Source organism: Roseovarius azorensis (assembly GCF_900109455.1).
GTDB classification, from domain to species: domain Bacteria; phylum Pseudomonadota; class Alphaproteobacteria; order Rhodobacterales; family Rhodobacteraceae; genus Roseovarius; species Roseovarius azorensis.
Genome location: NZ_FOAG01000003.1, coordinates 121843 through 138806, shown reverse-complemented (window position 1 = coordinate 138806; position 16964 = coordinate 121843). Strand labels below are relative to the sequence as shown.

Annotated in this window: 15 protein-coding genes; 6 read left to right on the top strand and 9 right to left on the bottom strand. The window is 63.2% G+C overall.

Features of this window, described 5'->3' with window-relative positions:
- Nucleotides 1-66 precede the first annotated feature (66 nt).
- Entirely contained in the window at nucleotides 67-957 is an 891-nt protein-coding gene (locus BSG08_RS06120) for an NAD(P)-binding domain-containing protein (RefSeq protein WP_139274540.1), read from the top strand.
- Between the two features lie 11 nt (nucleotides 958-968).
- On the opposite strand, the gene BSG08_RS06115 is transcribed toward BSG08_RS06120, so the two are convergent.
- The 4 genes from BSG08_RS06115 to BSG08_RS06100 form a co-directional block, all read right to left on the bottom strand.
- Nucleotides 969-1355 (bottom strand): hypothetical protein, encoded by a 387-nt coding sequence (locus BSG08_RS06115; RefSeq protein ID WP_093033682.1) that lies wholly within the window; start codon nucleotides 1353-1355, stop codon nucleotides 969-971.
- A 2-nt stretch (nucleotides 1356-1357) separates the two neighbouring features.
- Entirely contained in the window at nucleotides 1358-2296 is a 939-nt protein-coding gene (locus tag BSG08_RS06110) for an ABC transporter permease (RefSeq protein ID WP_093033679.1), read from the bottom strand.
- Nucleotides 2289-3296 carry an ABC transporter permease gene (locus BSG08_RS06105; RefSeq protein ID WP_093033676.1) on the bottom strand — a complete coding sequence of 336 codons (1008 nt, stop codon included), beginning with the start codon at nucleotides 3294-3296 and terminating at the stop codon, nucleotides 2289-2291. The genes BSG08_RS06110 and BSG08_RS06105 overlap by 8 nt, the downstream gene beginning before the upstream one ends.
- Nucleotides 3297-3385: 89 nt before the next feature.
- A complete protein-coding gene (locus BSG08_RS06100; RefSeq protein WP_093033673.1) occupies nucleotides 3386-5089 on the bottom strand; it encodes a peptide ABC transporter substrate-binding protein in 1704 nt (567 codons plus the stop codon).
- A 305-nt stretch (nucleotides 5090-5394) separates the two neighbouring features.
- Between BSG08_RS06100 and BSG08_RS06095 the strand changes: the two genes are divergently transcribed.
- Together BSG08_RS06095 and argE are read left to right on the top strand one after the other, a co-directional pair.
- Complete coding sequence (locus tag BSG08_RS06095; RefSeq protein WP_093033670.1) at nucleotides 5395-7215, top strand: ABC transporter ATP-binding protein; 1821 nt, start codon at nucleotides 5395-5397, stop codon at nucleotides 7213-7215.
- Between the two features lie 2 nt (nucleotides 7216-7217).
- Entirely contained in the window at nucleotides 7218-8384 is a 1167-nt protein-coding gene (gene argE / locus BSG08_RS06090) for an acetylornithine deacetylase (RefSeq protein WP_093033667.1), read from the top strand.
- Nucleotides 8385-8496: 112 nt separating this feature from the next.
- Here argE and BSG08_RS06085 read toward each other — a convergent pair whose 3' ends face one another.
- Nucleotides 8497-10728, bottom strand: a complete 2232-nt coding sequence (locus tag BSG08_RS06085) for a DEAD/DEAH box helicase (protein ID WP_093033664.1) — start codon at nucleotides 10726-10728, stop codon at nucleotides 8497-8499.
- Nucleotides 10729-10898: 170 nt separating this feature from the next.
- Between BSG08_RS06085 and BSG08_RS06080 the strand changes: the two genes are divergently transcribed.
- Complete coding sequence (locus BSG08_RS06080) at nucleotides 10899-12059, top strand: M20 aminoacylase family protein (protein WP_093033661.1); 1161 nt, start codon at nucleotides 10899-10901, stop codon at nucleotides 12057-12059.
- A gap of 82 nt (nucleotides 12060-12141) precedes the next feature.
- On the opposite strand, the gene BSG08_RS19435 is transcribed toward BSG08_RS06080, so the two are convergent.
- Together BSG08_RS19435 and purB are read right to left on the bottom strand one after the other, a co-directional pair.
- On the bottom strand, nucleotides 12142-12309 hold the full coding sequence (locus tag BSG08_RS19435; RefSeq protein ID WP_175544707.1) for a hypothetical protein: 168 nt from the start codon (nucleotides 12307-12309) through the stop codon (nucleotides 12142-12144).
- A gap of 34 nt (nucleotides 12310-12343) precedes the next feature.
- A complete protein-coding gene (purB, locus tag BSG08_RS06075) occupies nucleotides 12344-13651 on the bottom strand; it encodes an adenylosuccinate lyase (RefSeq protein WP_093033658.1) in 1308 nt (435 codons plus the stop codon).
- A 97-nt stretch (nucleotides 13652-13748) separates the two neighbouring features.
- On the opposite strand from purB, the gene BSG08_RS06070 reads away from it, so the two are divergent.
- Together BSG08_RS06070 and BSG08_RS06065 are read left to right on the top strand one after the other, a co-directional pair.
- The gene (locus BSG08_RS06070; RefSeq protein ID WP_245770609.1) at nucleotides 13749-14207 is read left to right on the top strand and encodes a DUF6314 family protein; all 459 of its coding nucleotides are present in this window, start codon (nucleotides 13749-13751) and stop codon (nucleotides 14205-14207) included.
- 18 nt (nucleotides 14208-14225) lie between these two features.
- On the top strand, nucleotides 14226-14990 hold the full coding sequence (locus BSG08_RS06065; protein WP_093033651.1) for a heme-dependent oxidative N-demethylase family protein: 765 nt from the start codon (nucleotides 14226-14228) through the stop codon (nucleotides 14988-14990).
- Nucleotides 14991-15032: 42 nt separating this feature from the next.
- Here the strand turns inward: BSG08_RS06065 and BSG08_RS06060 are convergent, their stop codons facing one another.
- Nucleotides 15033-15848: a lytic murein transglycosylase gene (locus BSG08_RS06060; RefSeq protein WP_093033649.1), complete on the bottom strand. Its 816-nt coding sequence runs from the start codon at nucleotides 15846-15848 to the stop codon at nucleotides 15033-15035.
- Nucleotides 15849-15938: 90 nt separating this feature from the next.
- Nucleotides 15939-16829, bottom strand: a complete 891-nt coding sequence (locus tag BSG08_RS06055; RefSeq protein ID WP_245770608.1) for a hypothetical protein — start codon at nucleotides 16827-16829, stop codon at nucleotides 15939-15941.
- Between the last annotated feature and the right edge of the window lie 135 nt (nucleotides 16830-16964).

Here is a 16964-nt window from a genome sequence, read left to right as displayed (position 1 = left end):
TCGGATCCGGCTCCATTTTCCACTTGCATCAGCTTCTGGGGATAGTCAGAAAACCGGGGCGAGACAATGGGAGAGGACAGGACAATGGCGAAACTGGCGTTTCTGGGGCTTGGCGTGATGGGCTATCCGATGGCGGGGCACTTGCAGGCGGCGGGGCATGATGTCTGCGTCTATAACCGCACTACGGCCAAGGCCGGAAAATGGACGGCCCAGCATGGCGGGCGTTCGGCGGCCACGCCGCGCGAGGCTGCGGAGGGTGCGGAATTCGTCATGGCCTGCGTCGGCAATGACGATGACCTGCGCAGCGTGTGTCAGGGGGCTGACGGGGCGTTTGCCGGCATGAGGAAGGGCGCGATCTTTGTCGATCACACCACCGTGTCGTCCAGGGTGACGGCTGAGCTGTATGATCAGGCCAGATCGTCGGGGCTGGGTTTTGTCGATGCTCCCGTGTCCGGCGGGCAGGCGGGGGCCGAGAACGGCCAGTTGTCGATCATGTGTGGTGGTGACGAGGCGGACTATGCGGCGGCCGAGCCGGTGATTCAGATCTATGCCAAGCTCTGCCGCCGGATCGGCGAGAGCGGTGCCGGACAGTTGACCAAGATGTGCAACCAGATTGCCATCGCGGGGTTGGTGCAGGGTCTGGCGGAGGCGCTGCATTTCGCCGAGAAGGCGGGGCTTGACGGGCGCGCCGTGGTCGAGGTCATCAGTCAGGGCGCCGCCGGAAGTTGGCAGATGGCCAACCGTTACCAGACCATGCTGGATGACAAGTGGAACCACGGCTTTGCCGTGGACTGGATGCGCAAGGATCTGGGCATCTGCCTTGACACCGCCGATGAGACCGGCGCCAGCCTGCCAGTGACGGCGCTGGTCGATCAGTTCTACAAGGATGTGCAGAAGATGGGCGGCGGGCGCTGGGATACCTCGAGCCTGTTCGCGCGGCTGCGCAAGTTGGGCTGAAAGCGCGGGTGTCAGGCGATCCTGCGGTCGCCTTTCCACCATTTCCAGCTGTCGGCATAGTCGAGCGCAAGCGAAATCCCATCCACCACCAGCAGGACCAGAAGGTAACGGCGATAGCCCGTCGCGATATGCTGTGACAGCAGCCAGATCACCAGCGCCATGAGCGGCGTCCAGATCAGCACGTGCGGCAGCGCCATGGCGCGTGAGAAGCCGCGCTCGATCAGCATGAGCACGCCGTTGAGCAGCATCGCGCCCACCGCCATGCCCGCCACCCATGCACCCATGGGGGCATCCCACCACAGAAGGGAGGCGGCGTTGACCGACACGAGGATCATCGCCACCCATATTTGCACCCGGAGCGGCAGACGGCGAAAGCTGCGCCAGATCGCGGCGATCATGCTCAGCGTCCACGAATGCGCGGATCGAGCGCGTCGCGCAGCCCGTCGCCCATGTAGTTGATGCTGAGCACCGTGAGCGAAATGGCAAGACCGGGCCAGAACACCCGCTCGGGGTAATCCTGAAGATATTGCGTCGCGTCGTTCAGCAGCCGCCCCCAGGTCGGAAAATCGGGCGGAAAGCCGAGGCCGAGAAAGGAAAGCGCGCTCTCGGTGATGATCGCATTGGCGATGCCGAGGGTGGCGGAGACCATGATCGGCGACATCACATTGGGCAGGATATGCCGGGTGATGAGGTTGTAATTCGTGGTTCCGATCGAGCGCGCGGCGAGGATGAACTCTCGTTCCTTGAGTGCCAGCACGTCGCCGCGCACGATCCTTGCCGTGGGCATCCAGCTGGTGACGCCGATGGCCACGACAATGAGGATGAAAATGCCAGTCTCGGGTCCGAGAATCCCGCTGAGCGTTTCGCGGAACAGGAGCACCATCACCAGAAGCAGCGGCAGCAGCGGCAGCGATAGGAAGAGGTCGGTGAGCCGCATCAGCGGCCCGTCGAGGCGTCGGAAGAAGCCCGCCAGTACGCCGATCAGGCTGCCCAGCCCAAGCGCCAGCAGCATCGCCGTCAGTCCCACCGCGATCGAGGTTTGTCCGCCGGCCATCATCCGCGCCAGCATGTCGCGGCCCAACTGATCGGTGCCAAAGGGATGCGTCAGGCTTGGCCCCTGATTGCGTGCGCGGATATCGATGAAGGTGGCGTCATAGGGCCAGAGATAGGGGCCGACGAACACCGTGACGATGATGAACAAGAGCACGATTCCGCCCGCGAGCGCGCCGCGATGGGTCTTGAACTGATCCCAGACGTCGCGCCACTGGCTGCGCGGAGGGGCGGTGGGGCCCTTGTCGGCGAGGGCTGCGATGGGTTTGGGATCGGGGGCGTCAGTCATAGCGGATCCTCGGGTCGAGCACGCCGTAGAGCACGTCGGCGACGATATTGAAGAACACGATCAGCACCGCGATGATAAAGGTCACGGTCTGCACCATCGGAAGGTCATTGGCCTCGATCGCGGTGATGAGGAGTTGGCCAAGGCCATTCACCTTGAATATCTGCTCGGTGATGATCGCCCCGCCAAAGATGCTGGGCACGCCAAGCGCAATAACCGTCACCACCGGGATCATCGAATTGCGCAGCACGTGGACCATGATCACCGACCATTCCGACAGGCCCTTGGCGCGGGCGGTGCGCACATAGTCCTGATTGAGATTGTCGAGCATCGAGGCGCGCATGAAGCGGCTGATCTGCGCAGTGGTCTGCAGCGCCAGCACCATCACGGGCATGACCATTTGCATCAATTGCTGCTTGAACGTGGCCCAGTCCACCACCACCAGCGTGGTGTCATAGATTGAGGGCAGCCAGCCCAGTTGCACCGAGAAGATCACGATCACGAGCACGCCGGAAAAGAACGGCGGCACCGAATAGCCGACCATAGTAACGAATGTTCCGGTCTGGTCGAAAACGGAATACTGTCTGTAGGCCGAGTAGATCCCGATGGGCAGGGCGATCAGGATACCCACCACATAGGACATCGCCACCACCCAGAGGGTCTGCGGCATGCGCTGCACGATCACATCCATGACCGGCGAACGGAATTGCCAGCTGAGCACGCGCTGCTGGCCTTCGGCGAGGGCGGTGCCGAAAAGCCAGTCGAAGAACATCATCGGCTCGACCACGAAAAACTGCCACATCCATTTCAGAAAACGGATATGCGTCGGCTCGCCCAGGCCAAGTGCGAGGCGCATCTTCTCCTTGACTTCGGGGGGCACGGTGAGTGGCACCTGCGCCATCGGATCGCCGGGCGCCAGTTCAAGCAACAGAAATATGACAAGGCTGATGAAGAGCAGCGTCGGAATCGCGAGGACGAGCCGTCGGATCGTATAGGTCAGCATGCGCGGCGCCTTTTGGGGGTCGTTCTTATTGTTTTTGTCGGCAAGGGGGCCGCCCCGGTCGCGGAAACCGGGGCGGTGTCCGGGTCAGGTTATTCCTTGATCCGGTACCAGTCTGCGGCATTCCACAGTTCGGTATCCCAGGTGTTCAGTTCGACCCCGCCCAGCGTGTTGGAGCGTGCAGAGACACGACCGCGATCGACCAGCGGCACGATAGTATAGCTGTCCTTGGTCAGCATGTCGTTGAGCTTTTTCGCGATCTCGCCGCGTTTCTCCAGTTCCGCGGTGCGGCCCAGTTCCTTGACCAGTTCGTCATAGGCCGGATCGCAGAAGCGGTTGATGTTCTCGCCCTGCCACTGCGTTTCCGGGCGTGGCGCCTTGTTGCAGGTGTAGGAGGCGAGATAGGATTGCGGATCGGTGCCGTCGAAGTTGTTGGCATACATTTCCACGTCGGAATAGAATTTCTGGAACGTGTCCGGGCTGCCGGGATCGCCGCCAAAGAACACCGAGGCCGAGATGTTGCGCAGTTCGGTCTCAACTCCGATTTCGCTCCACCACTGCTTGATCAGTGCCTGAAAGTCCTGACGCACTGCATTGGTTGAGGTCTGGTAGGTCAGCGACAGCTTCTTGCCATCCTTTTCGCGGATGCCGTCTGCGCCCACGGTCCAGCCGGCCTCTTCCAGAAGCGCCTTGGCCCCTTCGATATCTTGCGTCAGACATTCGGTGTTGTCCGAGGCAAAGGCGGCAGGTGCGGGTACGAGGTTGCAGGTGGGGCGCCCGGCCTGGCCATAGCCGATTTCGACCAGTAGATTGCGGTCGATGGCCATGCTGAGCGCCTTGCGCACGCGCATGTCGGTCAGGATCGGATGCGGATGTTTGGCTGTGGCGCGCTCACCCTCGGGCAGGTCGGGCGAGGGATCGGTCATGTTCATCTCGATCCGTTCGACCAGGGTGCCAAAGGCCGACATGGCGACGCCCTTACCCGCGGCGGCCATGTTGGCGATCACATCGGGCGCGAGTTGCAGGTTCCACGCATAATCGAATTCGCCGGTTTCCAGAACCGCACGGCCCGCCGCCGTGGCGTCGCCGCCGCCCTTGAAGGTCATGGTGGCAAAGCGCGGCTTGGCCGGGTCGCGGTAGTTCGGGTTCGCGGAAAGCGAGATCACGTCATTGGGGCGGAATTCGTCCACCTTGAACGGGCCGGTGCCGATCGGATTGAAATTGGCATCGGTGCATTCCTGCGCCTTTGCCCCGAGACAGTCGGCAAATTGCGCCGCCTGAATGATCGGAGCCTGACCACCCATGAAGGGGCCGTAGGGGTTGGGTTGTGCGTCGGTGAAATTGACCTTGACGGTCAGGTCGTCGATCACCTCGACCGAGGCCACGCCTTCGTATTTCGCCAGTTGCGCGCAGCCGCCTTCGGGGTGCATGCAGTATTCGGCGGTGAATTTCACATCGTTGGCGGTAAAGGCGGTGCCGTCCGACCAGACGATGCCGGGCCTGATCTTCCAGGTGATCGACTTGAGATCCTCGGACACGCCGCCGTTGCCAACGGTCGGGATTTCCTCGGCCAGATAGGGCACCATCTCGCCCTTGGTGTTGTAGCGGCCCAGAGGTTCGATCACGAGGCTGGCTGCCTCGACCTCCTTGGTGCCGCCCGAGAGGTAGGGATTCATGATCGACGGCGCCTGCCAGTAGATCAGGTTGACATGGCCGTCCGCGCCGCGCTCGGCCCAGGCAGCCGACGCAAGACCTGTCACGGCGGTTGCGCCAAGCAATAGGGATTTCAGGGTCATTGGTGAATAGTCCTCCGGTGTTGGACAGCGGTTTGTAAGGGCCGTCTCGTTTCATTCTTGCCAGCCCGCGCGGGACGCGGGGCAAGGCGGTCTGCCATGCCGGAAATAGTACGCGGCGCACGCCTGTGCGATCGCACTGCATCCCCGGACAGCCCCGGCATCACAGACCGGATCAGGATAAAATGCAAGCATTCCATTTGCACATTTGCTTAACATCGCCGTCCGGACCCCACGCCGTTTGACAGGGACGGCGCAAAGTGAGTAGCGTCTGAGCATTGTCCTCCAAGTTGCAAAGGCCAAGGTGCATGCTGGATACCCCGATTGCCCGGATCGAGAATCTGCGGGTCGAGTTCGAGACCAAGGACGGACCGGTTGTCGGGGTCGAGGATGTCTCGTTTAGCGTCAACGCGGGCGAGACCGTCTGTATCGTGGGCGAATCGGGGTCGGGCAAATCCGTCTCGTCTTTGTCGCTGATGCGGCTGGTGGAATATGGCGGCGGTACGATCGCGGGCGGGCGGCTGATCTTTGACCGCAAGGAGGGCGGTGAGATCGACCTCGCCAAAACCGATCAGAGCCTGATGCGCACGATTCGCGGCAATGAGATCGGGATGATCTTTCAGGAGCCGATGACCGCGCTCAACCCGGTGTTTACGGTCGGGCGGCAACTGACCGAAGGGTTGCGCGTGCATCGTGGCATGTCCAGGGCGCAGGCGCGGGCGCGGGCGCTGGACCTGCTGAAAGAGGTGCGCATTCCCGAGGCCGAACGGAGGCTGGACCAGTATCCGCACGAGTTGTCGGGCGGCATGCGGCAGCGGGTGGTGATCGCCATGGCACTGGCCTGCGCGCCGCGCCTTCTGATCGCGGACGAGCCGACGACGGCGCTCGATGTGACCATTCAGGCAGAGATTCTTGCGTTGATCGACCGCCTGAAACGCGAGACCGGGACGGCGGTGGTGTTCATCACGCATGACATGGCGGTGGTGGCGCAGATGGCGGACCGCGTGGTGGTGATGTTCCGCGGCAACAAGGTCGAGGAGGGGACGGTCGAGCAGATATTCGAGGCCCCGGCCCACGATTACACCAAGGTGTTGCTGGCCGCCGTGCCCAAGCTGGGCGAGATGCGCGGCAAATCCTGGCCAGAACCGATGAAGCTACTGGGTTCGGACAAGCACGAGATCAAGCCGATTGTGGGCAGCGACGATCTTTTGTTGCGTGTCAAGGGGCTGACCACGCGCTTCGCGGTCACCGGTGGGTTCTTTCGCCGCACGGTGGCCAATGTGCATGCGGTCGAGGATGTTTCCTTTACCCTCAACAAGGGTCGCACGCTCAGCCTTGTGGGGGAATCGGGATGCGGAAAATCCACTGCCGGGCGCTCGATCCTGCGGCTGGTCGAACCGATTGCGGGCGAGGTGGTGCTGGATGGCACGGATATCATGGCGCTTGCGCCGGGCGCGCTGCGACGCGCGCGAGTGGATATGCAGATGGTGTTTCAGGATCCCTTCGCCTCGCTCAACCCGCAGATGAAGCTGGCGGCGCAGGTGGCCGAGCCGATGCGCAATTATGGCCTGGTCAACCGCTCGGAGATGGATGACCGGGTGGCGATGTTGTTTGACCGGGTGGAACTGCCGCGCTCTTTCCTGCGGCGGTTTCCGCATGAACTGTCCGGAGGGCAGCGGCAGCGGGTGGCGATTGCGCGCGCGCTGGCGCTCAATCCGAAGCTGATCGTCGCGGATGAGGCTGTGAGCGCTCTTGATGTCAGCGTGCAGGCGCAGGTGCTGAACCTGATGCTGGAGTTGCAGGCGGATCTGGGTCTGGGGTACCTCTTCATCAGTCATGACATGGCCGTGGTCGAGCGCGTCAGTCACGACGTGGGCGTGATGTATTTGGGCCGGATCGTCGAACGGGGCCCGCGCGCGGCGGTGTTCGAGAACCCGCAGCACCCCTACACGCAGGCGTTGATGAAGGCCGTTCCGATCGCCGATCTGCGCCGACGAAAAACCGAGAAGGATCTGAATTTCAAGCCGATTCCCTCGCCGATTCACCCGGTGGGATACGAGCCGGGGCCGTCGGTCTACAAGGAGGTCGATCCGGGCCACTTCGTGCTGACCTCCGAGAGCGGCTATTGAGCATGGTCGCCAGACTGACGCCTTATCAGGTCATGGAAAGGCTGGTGAGCTTTCCCACCGTCAGCCGCGACAGCAACCTTCTGCTGGTTGACTGGGTCGAGGAGTATCTGGCCGGCCACGGTATTCCCGCGCATCGCCATTACAACGAGACAGGCGAGAAGGCTGCAATCTTTGCCCATGCCGGGCCGGAGGTGGCGGGCGGTGTGGTGCTGTCGGGACATACCGATGTAGTGCCGGTCGATGGTCAGCCCTGGACCTCGGATCCGTTCTCGGTGGTAGAGCGCGACGGGAAATATTACGGACGCGGTTGTTGCGACATGAAGGGCTTTGACGCGCTGGCGATCTGGGCGCTGGTCGAGGCGCATCACCGGGGCGTCGCCCGACCGCTGCAACTGGCGCTGAGTTACGATGAGGAGATCGGCTGCACCGGTGCGCCACCGATGATCGAACGGATGCTTGAGGTGCTGCCCAGGGCGGATGTGGCAATCATCGGCGAGCCGTCAATGATGCAGGCGGTAACGGGTCACAAGGGTGGGCTGGGCTATGACGTTCGTGCCGTGGGATTCGAGGTGCATAGTTCGATCATGCATCGCGGTGTCAACGCGATCATGGCCGCGGCACCGCTCATAGACTGGGCGAATGCGTGCAATGCAGAAAACAGGGCGCGCCGACCCTCGGATCTGGCGGCGATGTTCGAGCCGCCCTGGACCACGCTGCATGTCGGCACCATCGCGGGCGGCACGGCGCATAACATCACCGCCAAGGAATGCCGTTTCGGCATGGATTTCCGTATCGTGCCGGGCGAGGAGCCGGAAGAATGGGGCGCGCGCTTTCTGGCGGAGGTGGCGCAGGCCGAGGCCGCGATGCAGGCGGTGCATCCCGATACCCGCATCGAGGTAACGCCCAAGTTTGTCGTTCCGGGGCTGAAGCCCGAGGCGAATGGCGCGGCAGAGGCGCTGGTGCGGCAGTTGACCGGAGATAACGGTTCACATGTGGTCAGTTATGGCACCGAGGCCGGGCAGTTTCAGGAACGCGGCTATTCGACGGTGATCTGCGGGCCGGGCGATATTGCGCAGGCGCATCAGCCGGATGAATATATGACGGTGGAACAGTTCGAGGCCGGGCATGATTTCATGCGCGCGCTGCTGGAACGGTTGGGGCGGGCGTAGGTTGGGATTAGTCTGGAGCGGTCGTTGAGTTTGCCACTCGCGCGGCTTTTCACCGGAGTGCCGGATGTCCGCCAGGTTCTCCCGTTCGGAGGATACCTGAACCTGACTTCGCTTACGGTTTGCCGCGTTTCGGCGGATTGGTGCCGCCATAGCCCGAGCGGGTCTTGGGGGCCGCGCCCTTGCCTTTGGGTTTGCCCATGCCCGATTTGCCAGAACCCGGTTTGCCTGCAAAAGACTTGCCCGTCCCCGGCTTGCCCGTCCCCAGCTTGCCCGGTTTTGCAGGTTTGCCCGGCGGGGTAAAGCGTTTGGAGGTATCTGCTGCAAGGTTGGGTTTGGGGGGCGCGGCATCTGCGACTGACGGCGCGGGTTTGCTTCGGGGCTTGTCAAACGGCTTGCCCGCAGGCTTTGCGCCCGGTTTGCCATGGGGTTTCGCCCCCGGCTTCGCGTCTGTCCTGCCATGGGGCTTGCCAAAGGGTTTGCTCGGTTTGCGGTCGCCGGTCGGCTTGCCCTTGGGCTTGTCGGCGCCCCACGGCTTCCTAGCAGGGGGCGGCGTGTTATCGGTATCGCTGCGCGGTTTGCGATAGGCGGTCACGGCCCCATCCTCGACAGCCCGGGCCATTGCGTCCGGGGCGGGCTGTGGTTTGGGGCGCGGTTTGGACGTCGGGCGCGGGGCATCGATGCGAGGTGCCGGACGCGGCGCACGCTCTTCGCGTGGTGTGCGCGGGCTACGATCCTCGCGCGGCGGGCGGGGGGGGGCTGGGGCCAGATCGGGCGCGACGTCGAGTTGCCGCGCGGTGATACCTTCGTCCAGTTGACCATCGTCGCCAATGGCGGCCATGAAACCGGGCACCGCGGTCTCGGCCAGTTCCACAAAGGTCTCGGTCGCCTGCACCCGGATCGCGCCGATGGCGGATTTGTCCATGTTGGCGGCCCGACACAGCAGCGGCAGCAGCCAGCGCGCCTCGGCCCGGTCGTTGCCTCCGACCGAGAGCGCGAACCAGCGGCTCGGGCCGAAGGGTGTGCGCTCGCGGGCGGGGGCGCGGGCGTCGGGCGCGCTCAGTTCCTCGGGGGCGGACCAGCGTGATTGGTAGAGCCGCAGATAGGCGGCGGCGATTTCCTCTGGGCTGTGCAGTGTCAGCAATTCGGCGGCAAAGGCGGCCTCGGTCTCGCTTGGTGCTTCGGACCAGACCGGATCGGACAGGAGCCGCTCGCGGTCGCGCGTCTCGATATCCTCAGGCGTGGGCGGCGTGGTCCATTCCGCTGTGATTCTGGCGAATTTCAGCAGGCGCTCGGCCTTTTTCTGAGCCCTGACCGGCACGATCAGGGCAGAGATCCCCTTGCGCCCGGCGCGGCCTGTGCGGCCCGAGCGATGCAGGAGGCCTTCGGAATTGGTGGGCAATTCGGCATGCACCACGAGGTCAAGATTGGGCAGGTCGATGCCGCGTGCGGCAACATCGGTGGCCACACAGACCCGCGCCCGCCCGTCGCGCATCGCCTGCAGGGCATGGGTGCGCTCGGCCTGGCTGAGTTCGCCAGATAGCGACACCACGGCAAAGCCGCGATTGGCCAGCCGCGCGGTCAGGCGTGCCACCATGGCGCGGGTATTGGCGAAAACGATGGCGTTTTGCGCATCGTGATAGCGAAGCAGGTTGATCACTGCGCCTTCGGCGTCATGCGGGGCCACGCTCAGCGCCTGATAGGCGATATCGGCATGCTGTCTGGCACCGGTGAGGGTGGTCACACGCTGCGCGTCGCGCTGGAATTTCTCGGCCAGCTTGGCGATCATCGGCGGCACGGTGGCCGAGAACATCAGCGTGCGCCGGCTCTCGGGCGCGGCTGCGAGCATGAATTCCAGGTCTTCGCGAAAGCCGAGATCAAGCATCTCGTCGGCCTCGTCGAGGACGATGGCCCGCAGGCTGGTCATGTCGAGCGCGCCACGGTTGATATGATCACAAAGGCGTCCGGGTGTGCCCACCACGATATGCGCGCCGCGTTCCAGCGCGCGGCGCTCGTCACGCGCATCCATGCCGCCGACGCAGGTTGCCAGCCGTGCACCCGCCTCGGCATAGAGCCAGCTCAACTCGCGCATCACCTGCATGGCCAGTTCGCGCGTGGGCGCCACGATCAGCGCCAGGGGGGCGGCGGCGGGCGGCAGGCGGTCTGCGCCATCCAGCAATGTGGGCGCGATGGCCAGGCCAAAGCCCACGGTCTTGCCAGAGCCGGTCTGGGCCGAAACCAGAAGGTCGGCGTCGTTCAGCGCGGGGTCGGTCACCGCCTCCTGCACCGGCGTCAGGGTTTCATAGCCGCGCGCGGCGAGGGCATTGGAAAGGGCAGGCAGGATCATGGGAGAGGTCGGTTCCGAAAAGGGGTGCGGCTTGCGCGTCAAGCCGGGACGCATAGCGGAGTCGGCTGCGCTTGTATATGGCAAATGCACAGGTCTGGCCCCCTTGTGGTCCCGTCACGAATGCGCCACGGTAGGGCAAATCCCGAACATGCAGACAGGAGTGCGACACGATGCCCGTCAAGAACCGCTTTGCAGAATTGCACAATGACATCACCGAATGGCGCCGCGACATTCATGCCCATCCCGAAATCCTGTATGAAACGCACCGGACCAGCGCGCTTGTGGCGGAAAAGCTGAAGGCGTTTGGCTGTGACGAGGTGGTGACCGGCATCGGGCGCACCGGGGTTGTGGGGGTAATCAAGGGTCGCAGCACCGGATCGGGCAGGGTCATCGGGCTGCGCGCCGATATGGACGCGCTGCCGATCCACGAGGCGACGGGGGTCGACTATGCCAGCAAGACCCCCGGAGCGATGCATGCCTGCGGCCATGACGGGCATACCGCGATGCTGCTCGGGGCCGCGCAATACCTGGCCGAGACGCGCAATTTCGACGGCACCGCCGTTGTGATCTTTCAGCCCGCCGAAGAGGGTGGCGCGGGTGGCAAGGCGATGTGCGACGACGGAATGATGGACCGCTTTGGCGTTCAGGAAGTGTACGGCATGCACAACTGGCCGGGCAAGCCGGTGGGCAGTTTCGCGATTCGCGCAGGTGCGTTCTTTGCCGCCACCGATCAGTTCGACATCGCGCTGACGGGCAAGGGTGGCCATGCCGCCAAGCCGCATGAGACGGTCGATACGACTGTTATGGCCGCGCATCTGGTGACGATGCTGCAGACCATCGCCAGCCGCAATGCCGATCCGGTGGATCAGGTGGTGGTCTCTGTAACCTCGTTCCAGACATCGTCGAGCGCATTCAATGTGATCCCGCAGGGCGTACATCTGCGCGGCACGGTGCGCACAATGAGTCCCGAAATGCGCGATCTGGCCGAAACGCGCATTCGCGCGCTCTGCGAACATGTGACGGCGGGGTTTGGCGGCAAAGCCGAAGTGACCTATCACCGGGGCTATCCGGTGATGATCAATCACGAGGAGCAGACCGAATTCGCGGCCTCGGTCGCCGCCAGGATCAGCGGCACCTGTGAGGATGCGCCGCTGGTGATGGGAGGCGAGGATTTCGCCTTCATGCTGGAGGAACGGCCCGGCGCCTATATCCTGATCGGCAATGGTGACACCGCCATGGTGCACAGCCCTGATTACAATTTCAACGATCAGGCGATCCCGGCTGGGTGCAGCTGGTGGGCGGGGCTGGTCGAGGAGCGCATGCCTGCCTGAGCGCGGCGGCGTCCCGGACATGAGTCTTTATGGCAATATGAACAAGGGGCGGGGGAAATGACCCGCCCCTGAGTTTCCTGGATCAGCTCGAAACCTGCGAGACGCAGGTATTCGATGCGCTGTCCCAGACCGTGCCGTCAGCGCATGAGATCGCCTGTTTCTGGCTGCCGTAATTGCAGCCGCCCGCTGCGAGAGCGAGCGACGGCATGGCGACAATAGCGAGGGCGGCAAGACCGATCTTGAGCTTCATCGCTTGTCTCCCTGTTGGACATGGCGACAGTATATCATGATTCCCCGAAAACTCGACGGAAGATCGTATCGACATGTTTGGTGTGGTAGCCGATGTCGAATTTTTCATCAATTTCCGCAGGGCTGAGCGCCGCCGTCACCTCGGCATCGTTCAATAGCTCGGTCCTGAAATCGCAGCCTGTTTCCCAAACCCTGAGCGCGTTGCGCTGCACCAGTCGATAGGCGTCCTCGCGGCTGACGCCGGCCTGCGTGAGCGCCAGAAGCACGCGCTGCGACATGACGAGGCCGGGAAACCGGTTCATGTTGGCAAGCATGTTCTCAGGGTAGACCAACAGCTTGTCGATGACATTGGTCAGCCGTGCGAGGGCGAAATCGAGGGTGATCGTGGCATCGGGGCCGATGTTGCGCTCGACCGAGGAATGCGAGATGTCGCGCTCGTGCCAGAGCGCCACGTTTTCCATCGCCGGGATCACCGTCATACGCACCAGCCGCGCCAGCCCGGTGAGGTTTTCGGTCAATACCGGGTTCTTCTTGTGCGGCATGGCGGACGAGCCCTTTTGCCCCATCGAGAAGAATTCGGCGGCCTCCAGAACCTCTGTCCGCTGCATGTGGCGGATTTCGATGGCGACGTTTTCGACCGAAGAAGCAACAACGCCAAGCGCGGCAAAGAAGGCCGCGTGCCGGTCGCGTGGTATTACCTGTGTGCTGATCGGTTCAGGGGTCAGGCCAAGCTGTGCGCAGACATGTTCCTCGACCCGTGGATCGACATTGGCGAAGGTGCCGACCGCGCCGGAAATGGCCCCGGTGGCGATTTCATCGCGCGCGGTGCGCAGGCGTGTGAGATTGCGGTCCATTTCGGCGTAGAAGCGGGCAAAGGTCAGGCCCATGGTGGTGGGTTCGGCATGGATGCCGTGGCTGCGCCCGATGCGGATCGTGTTCTTGTGCTCATAGGCGCGGCGCCTGAGGGCGGCGAGCAGCCCCTGCATGTCCGCGATCAGGATATCGGCGGCGCGGGTGAGCTGAATATTGAAGCAGGTGTCGAGCACGTCCGAGCTTGTCATCCCCTGATGCACGAAGCGCGCCTCGTCAGAGCCAACATGCTCGGCCAGATGGGTGAGAAAGGCGATGACGTCATGCCTGGTCTCGGCCTCGATCTCGTCGATGCGGGCCACGTCGAATTCCACGTCCTTCGCCTTCCATACGGCCTTGGCATTCTCGCGCGGGATCACGCCCAGATCGGCCATGGCGTCGCAGGCATGGGCCTCGATCTCGTACCAGATGCGGAATTTGGTGGTGGGTTCCCAGATGGCAACCATGTCGGGGCGGGAATAGCGGGGAATCATCGGCGATCCTTGCAATTGGCGGATGGAACTGGAATTGCCGCGCTTTTAGAGTGTGACACGGGGCGCGGCAACCCGGCGCATGGGATTGACGATGCGCATGGCAGACAGGAAACAGGATATGCGGTCGAGGCAGTTGTCGGATTTCGAGGGCGCATGGGCCTTTCGGCGTGAGATCGTCGAGACGCAGGGCGGCAGGGTGCTGGTTGCCGGGCATGCGGTCTGGTTGCCCGCCGATGGCGGTCTGATCTGCGACGAGACCGGCGAGATGCACCTGCCGAGCCATGCGCCGATGCAGGTCACGCGGCGCTATCGGTGGGAGGCGGACTTGACGGTGCGGTTTGCCGATGGACGGTTCTTTCACCGGGTGCCGGGTGAAGGGGGGGATGTATCCCACTGGTGCGACCCGGACCATTATGACGGCACCTACGATTTCAGCGACTGGCCTGCCTTTGCGGTGGTCTGGCGGGTGCACGGACCGCGCAAGGATTACCGGATGCACACCCGCTACTGGCGCGAGGGCGGCACCGGGTATTTTGGGGATGCAGACGGGAATTGATCTGGCTAAGGTCAGGCCATGATAGGAATATTTCAGACCAGCCTGCCCTATGATGTAACCAACCGGCGGCCTCTGCCGGGAATCGCGCCACTCGACATGGCCGAATGGCTGCTGGTTGACGAAGCCTTTGGCGCGCAGATGGCCGAGCGCGCCCGACTGCTGGCCGAACGGCGCGAGGATGTGCTGGCGGTGACGCCCCAGGGGACGGCGGCGGCGCAAGAGTTGCTGGATTACGTGCTGGTTTGGCTGCGGGACCACGCGCCGGGTTATGCGGTCGAGCAAGATCGCGTGGTTCGGCCCGATGAGGTGGAGGTGGAGATAGACCGCACCGATCCGATGGGAACGCTGGGGCATCTGGTACAGGAGGATCTGTGCCTGATGGAAAAGCGCGGGGATGAGCATGTGCTGACCGCCGCCGTGCTGTGCTTTCCGGCAAGCTGGCGGCTGGTCGATAAGATCGGTCGCCCGCTGATCACGATTCATGCACCGGTCGCGGCCTATGATCCGGACATTGCCCAGCGGGTGCAGCGGCTGTTTGACGGGGTGCGCGAGGGGCGACCGCTCTGGCGGTTCAACGCCTTGCGTTACGCGGATGCGACGCTGCATCAACCGCGTCGGCGAGTACAACCCGTGGCGGATGCGGTCTATCCTTATCTGCGCTCGGAACGGCAGTGCGTGCTGCGTCTGCCTGAAACCCGCGCCTGCGTGTTCTCAATCCACACCTATGTGATTGCCGGGGCGGATAGGCTGAACGGCTCACCTGGATTGCGCGCGGCGATATAGTTCCGTAGTCCCGCGCCGAGCGGTGACGGCAGGGCCAGACTCTCAGCCGCTGTCGATACGCGCCGCCATGATGGCAATCGCCTTTTGATAGACGCCCGCCGCGTTCCATTGCTGGATCACGGCAAAATTCGGTTGACCCTCCTGATAGCTGACGCCCGGTTGCCAGCCCTTCTGGCGCAGGAAATTGGCGGTCGAGGCCATGGCATCGGTCAGGTTGTAGAAATCCACGCGGCCGTCGCCATTGGCATCGACACCATAGGCCAGCGCATTGCCGGGCAGAAACTGGGTATGGCCAAGTTCTCCGTGCCTGGCCCCCTTGGTCTGGGCCGTGATCGTTCCCTGATCGACCAGTTTGAGCGCGCCGATGGCATGCGGGCGGAAGAAATCCGAGCGGCGGCAATCATATGTCAGCGTCACGATGGCCGAGACCACGGATGTGTCGCCCATGAAGCCGCCGAATCCGGTTTCCATGCCGTGAATGGCGATCAGGACGCCGGCGGGCACGCCGTATTGCCGTTCCAGAGTATCGTAAAAGGCGGCGTCGCGGCTGCGCCGCTTGCGGCCCTGCGCGACGATGGTGTCGGCCCCGCGCACCTGCATGAATTTCTCAAGGGTGAAGCGAAAGCTTTTCTGGTTGCGATCGGCGGCGATGGTGCTGCTGGAATATTGCGCCTCGGCCAGGGCGGCGAGGCCGTGCTGGCCTACGCCCGCGGCGGCGGCTTCTGCGGCAAAGGCGGATTTCCATGCGGTGAAACCATCGGCGCTATTGCCACAGGCAGCGGCCAGGGCTGGTGCCGCAAGGCCAACAAAAAGGCCAAGAGCAGGCAGCAGGACAAGGGATCGACCGGGGGGCAACATCGCAACGCTCCGTTCTGACTGGACAGGTGAGAGTGTAGCGGCTCGATCCCGTGCCACAAGAGCCAGGTACGCGCAAAGTGCAATTCGGCGTTATCCGAGAAGGCTCTGTACAGTGATCATCGCCTGCGCCGTGCTGCCGGTGGCCTGTAGGGCGATGAAGGTGCCGGTCAGCGCCGTGGTCTGCGAGGTCAGCCGCAGGTTCTCGCCGCGCAGCAGGTTAAACACGGCCAGCGCCACGGCAACCGGCAGCGCAAAGAGGCCGAGCGTGATGGTGAACAGCCAGACGGAGAGACGCAGCAATGCGCTTTCTTCCTTGTCGAACGTCTGCCCGGGTTGCAGAATCGGCGTGCCATCGGGGTTTTTCCGGAACGCTGACCGCAGCGCCCCGTCGACGCCTTTGCTTGCGTTCTGCGCATCTTTCTCGATCAGCCGCGCGAGCAGGGCCGTGTTGGTTTCCTCGATATCCGGCAGGGTTTCGCGCCGCGACGGTTCGGGGGGCGAGTCCGAGACCGGTGTCTGTGCCGCAGTCATTTCACCTGGATAGGTGGTCAGTTCTTCTTCGGGCAATGTGGTTGCCATGTGAAAATCGGCGCTGCTGAGAACCGCGAGCGGATCGACCCATTGCACATAATCCGGTGCCAGGGATTTGTGCAGCGCTTGCAGCGCATGAGCCATGATGGACAGTGACAAGTCCGTTTCATCCATCGGCTGTGCATCGGCGCGCACCAGCGTCAGCGCCAGATAATGCGCCGCGGGACGCTCCAGCGTGGGCACCGGGCGGTCAGTCTCGACTTCGATGTTCAGCGTATAAGTCGCAGTGCGCAGGGTCACGACCGTATCGGACAGAACCCGAAAGCCCGCGATCTGCTCGTCCAGCCGGTCCAGCGCGGCGCATACCCGGTTGCCGATCCGGACAATGTCAAAGTTTCTCGTACCGAGAAATACTAGCCCTGCCGTAACCTGGTCAGCGGTTCTGGTCATCGTGGCACCCGTTGTTTTTTATTTCCTCATCCCACTATGCCGGACGAAGGTGGAGCCAGTTTGTTTCAAATATGAACACATTGGGGCAATCGGGGGGGCAATCGGGATAATTCCGGGGTTTTGGTTCCCATCCGG

Bases quoted from the DNA above. Each gene is read 5' to 3' on its own strand.
- BSG08_RS06120 (WP_139274540.1), top strand. From the start codon at position 67: ATGGGAGAGGACAGGACAATGGCGAAACTGGCGTTTCTGGGGCTTGGC.
- BSG08_RS06115 (WP_093033682.1), bottom strand. From the start codon at position 1,355: ATGATCGCCGCGATCTGGCGCAGCTTTCGCCGTCTGCCGCTCCGGGTG.
- BSG08_RS06110 (WP_093033679.1), bottom strand. From the start codon at position 2,296: ATGACTGACGCCCCCGATCCCAAACCCATCGCAGCCCTCGCCGACAAG.
- BSG08_RS06105 (WP_093033676.1), bottom strand. From the start codon at position 3,296: ATGCTGACCTATACGATCCGACGGCTCGTCCTCGCGATTCCGACGCTG.
- BSG08_RS06100 (WP_093033673.1), bottom strand. From the start codon at position 5,089: ATGACCCTGAAATCCCTATTGCTTGGCGCAACCGCCGTGACAGGTCTT.
- BSG08_RS06095 (WP_093033670.1), top strand. From the start codon at position 5,395: ATGCTGGATACCCCGATTGCCCGGATCGAGAATCTGCGGGTCGAGTTC.
- argE (WP_093033667.1), top strand. From the start codon at position 7,218: ATGGTCGCCAGACTGACGCCTTATCAGGTCATGGAAAGGCTGGTGAGC.
- BSG08_RS06085 (WP_093033664.1), bottom strand. From the start codon at position 10,728: ATGATCCTGCCTGCCCTTTCCAATGCCCTCGCCGCGCGCGGCTATGAA.
- BSG08_RS06080 (WP_093033661.1), top strand. From the start codon at position 10,899: ATGCCCGTCAAGAACCGCTTTGCAGAATTGCACAATGACATCACCGAA.
- BSG08_RS19435 (WP_175544707.1), bottom strand. From the start codon at position 12,309: ATGAAGCTCAAGATCGGTCTTGCCGCCCTCGCTATTGTCGCCATGCCG.
- purB (WP_093033658.1), bottom strand. From the start codon at position 13,651: ATGATTCCCCGCTATTCCCGCCCCGACATGGTTGCCATCTGGGAACCC.
- BSG08_RS06070 (WP_245770609.1), top strand. From the start codon at position 13,749: ATGGCAGACAGGAAACAGGATATGCGGTCGAGGCAGTTGTCGGATTTC.
- BSG08_RS06065 (WP_093033651.1), top strand. From the start codon at position 14,226: ATGATAGGAATATTTCAGACCAGCCTGCCCTATGATGTAACCAACCGG.
- BSG08_RS06060 (WP_093033649.1), bottom strand. From the start codon at position 15,848: ATGTTGCCCCCCGGTCGATCCCTTGTCCTGCTGCCTGCTCTTGGCCTT.
- BSG08_RS06055 (WP_245770608.1), bottom strand. From the start codon at position 16,829: ATGACCAGAACCGCTGACCAGGTTACGGCAGGGCTAGTATTTCTCGGT.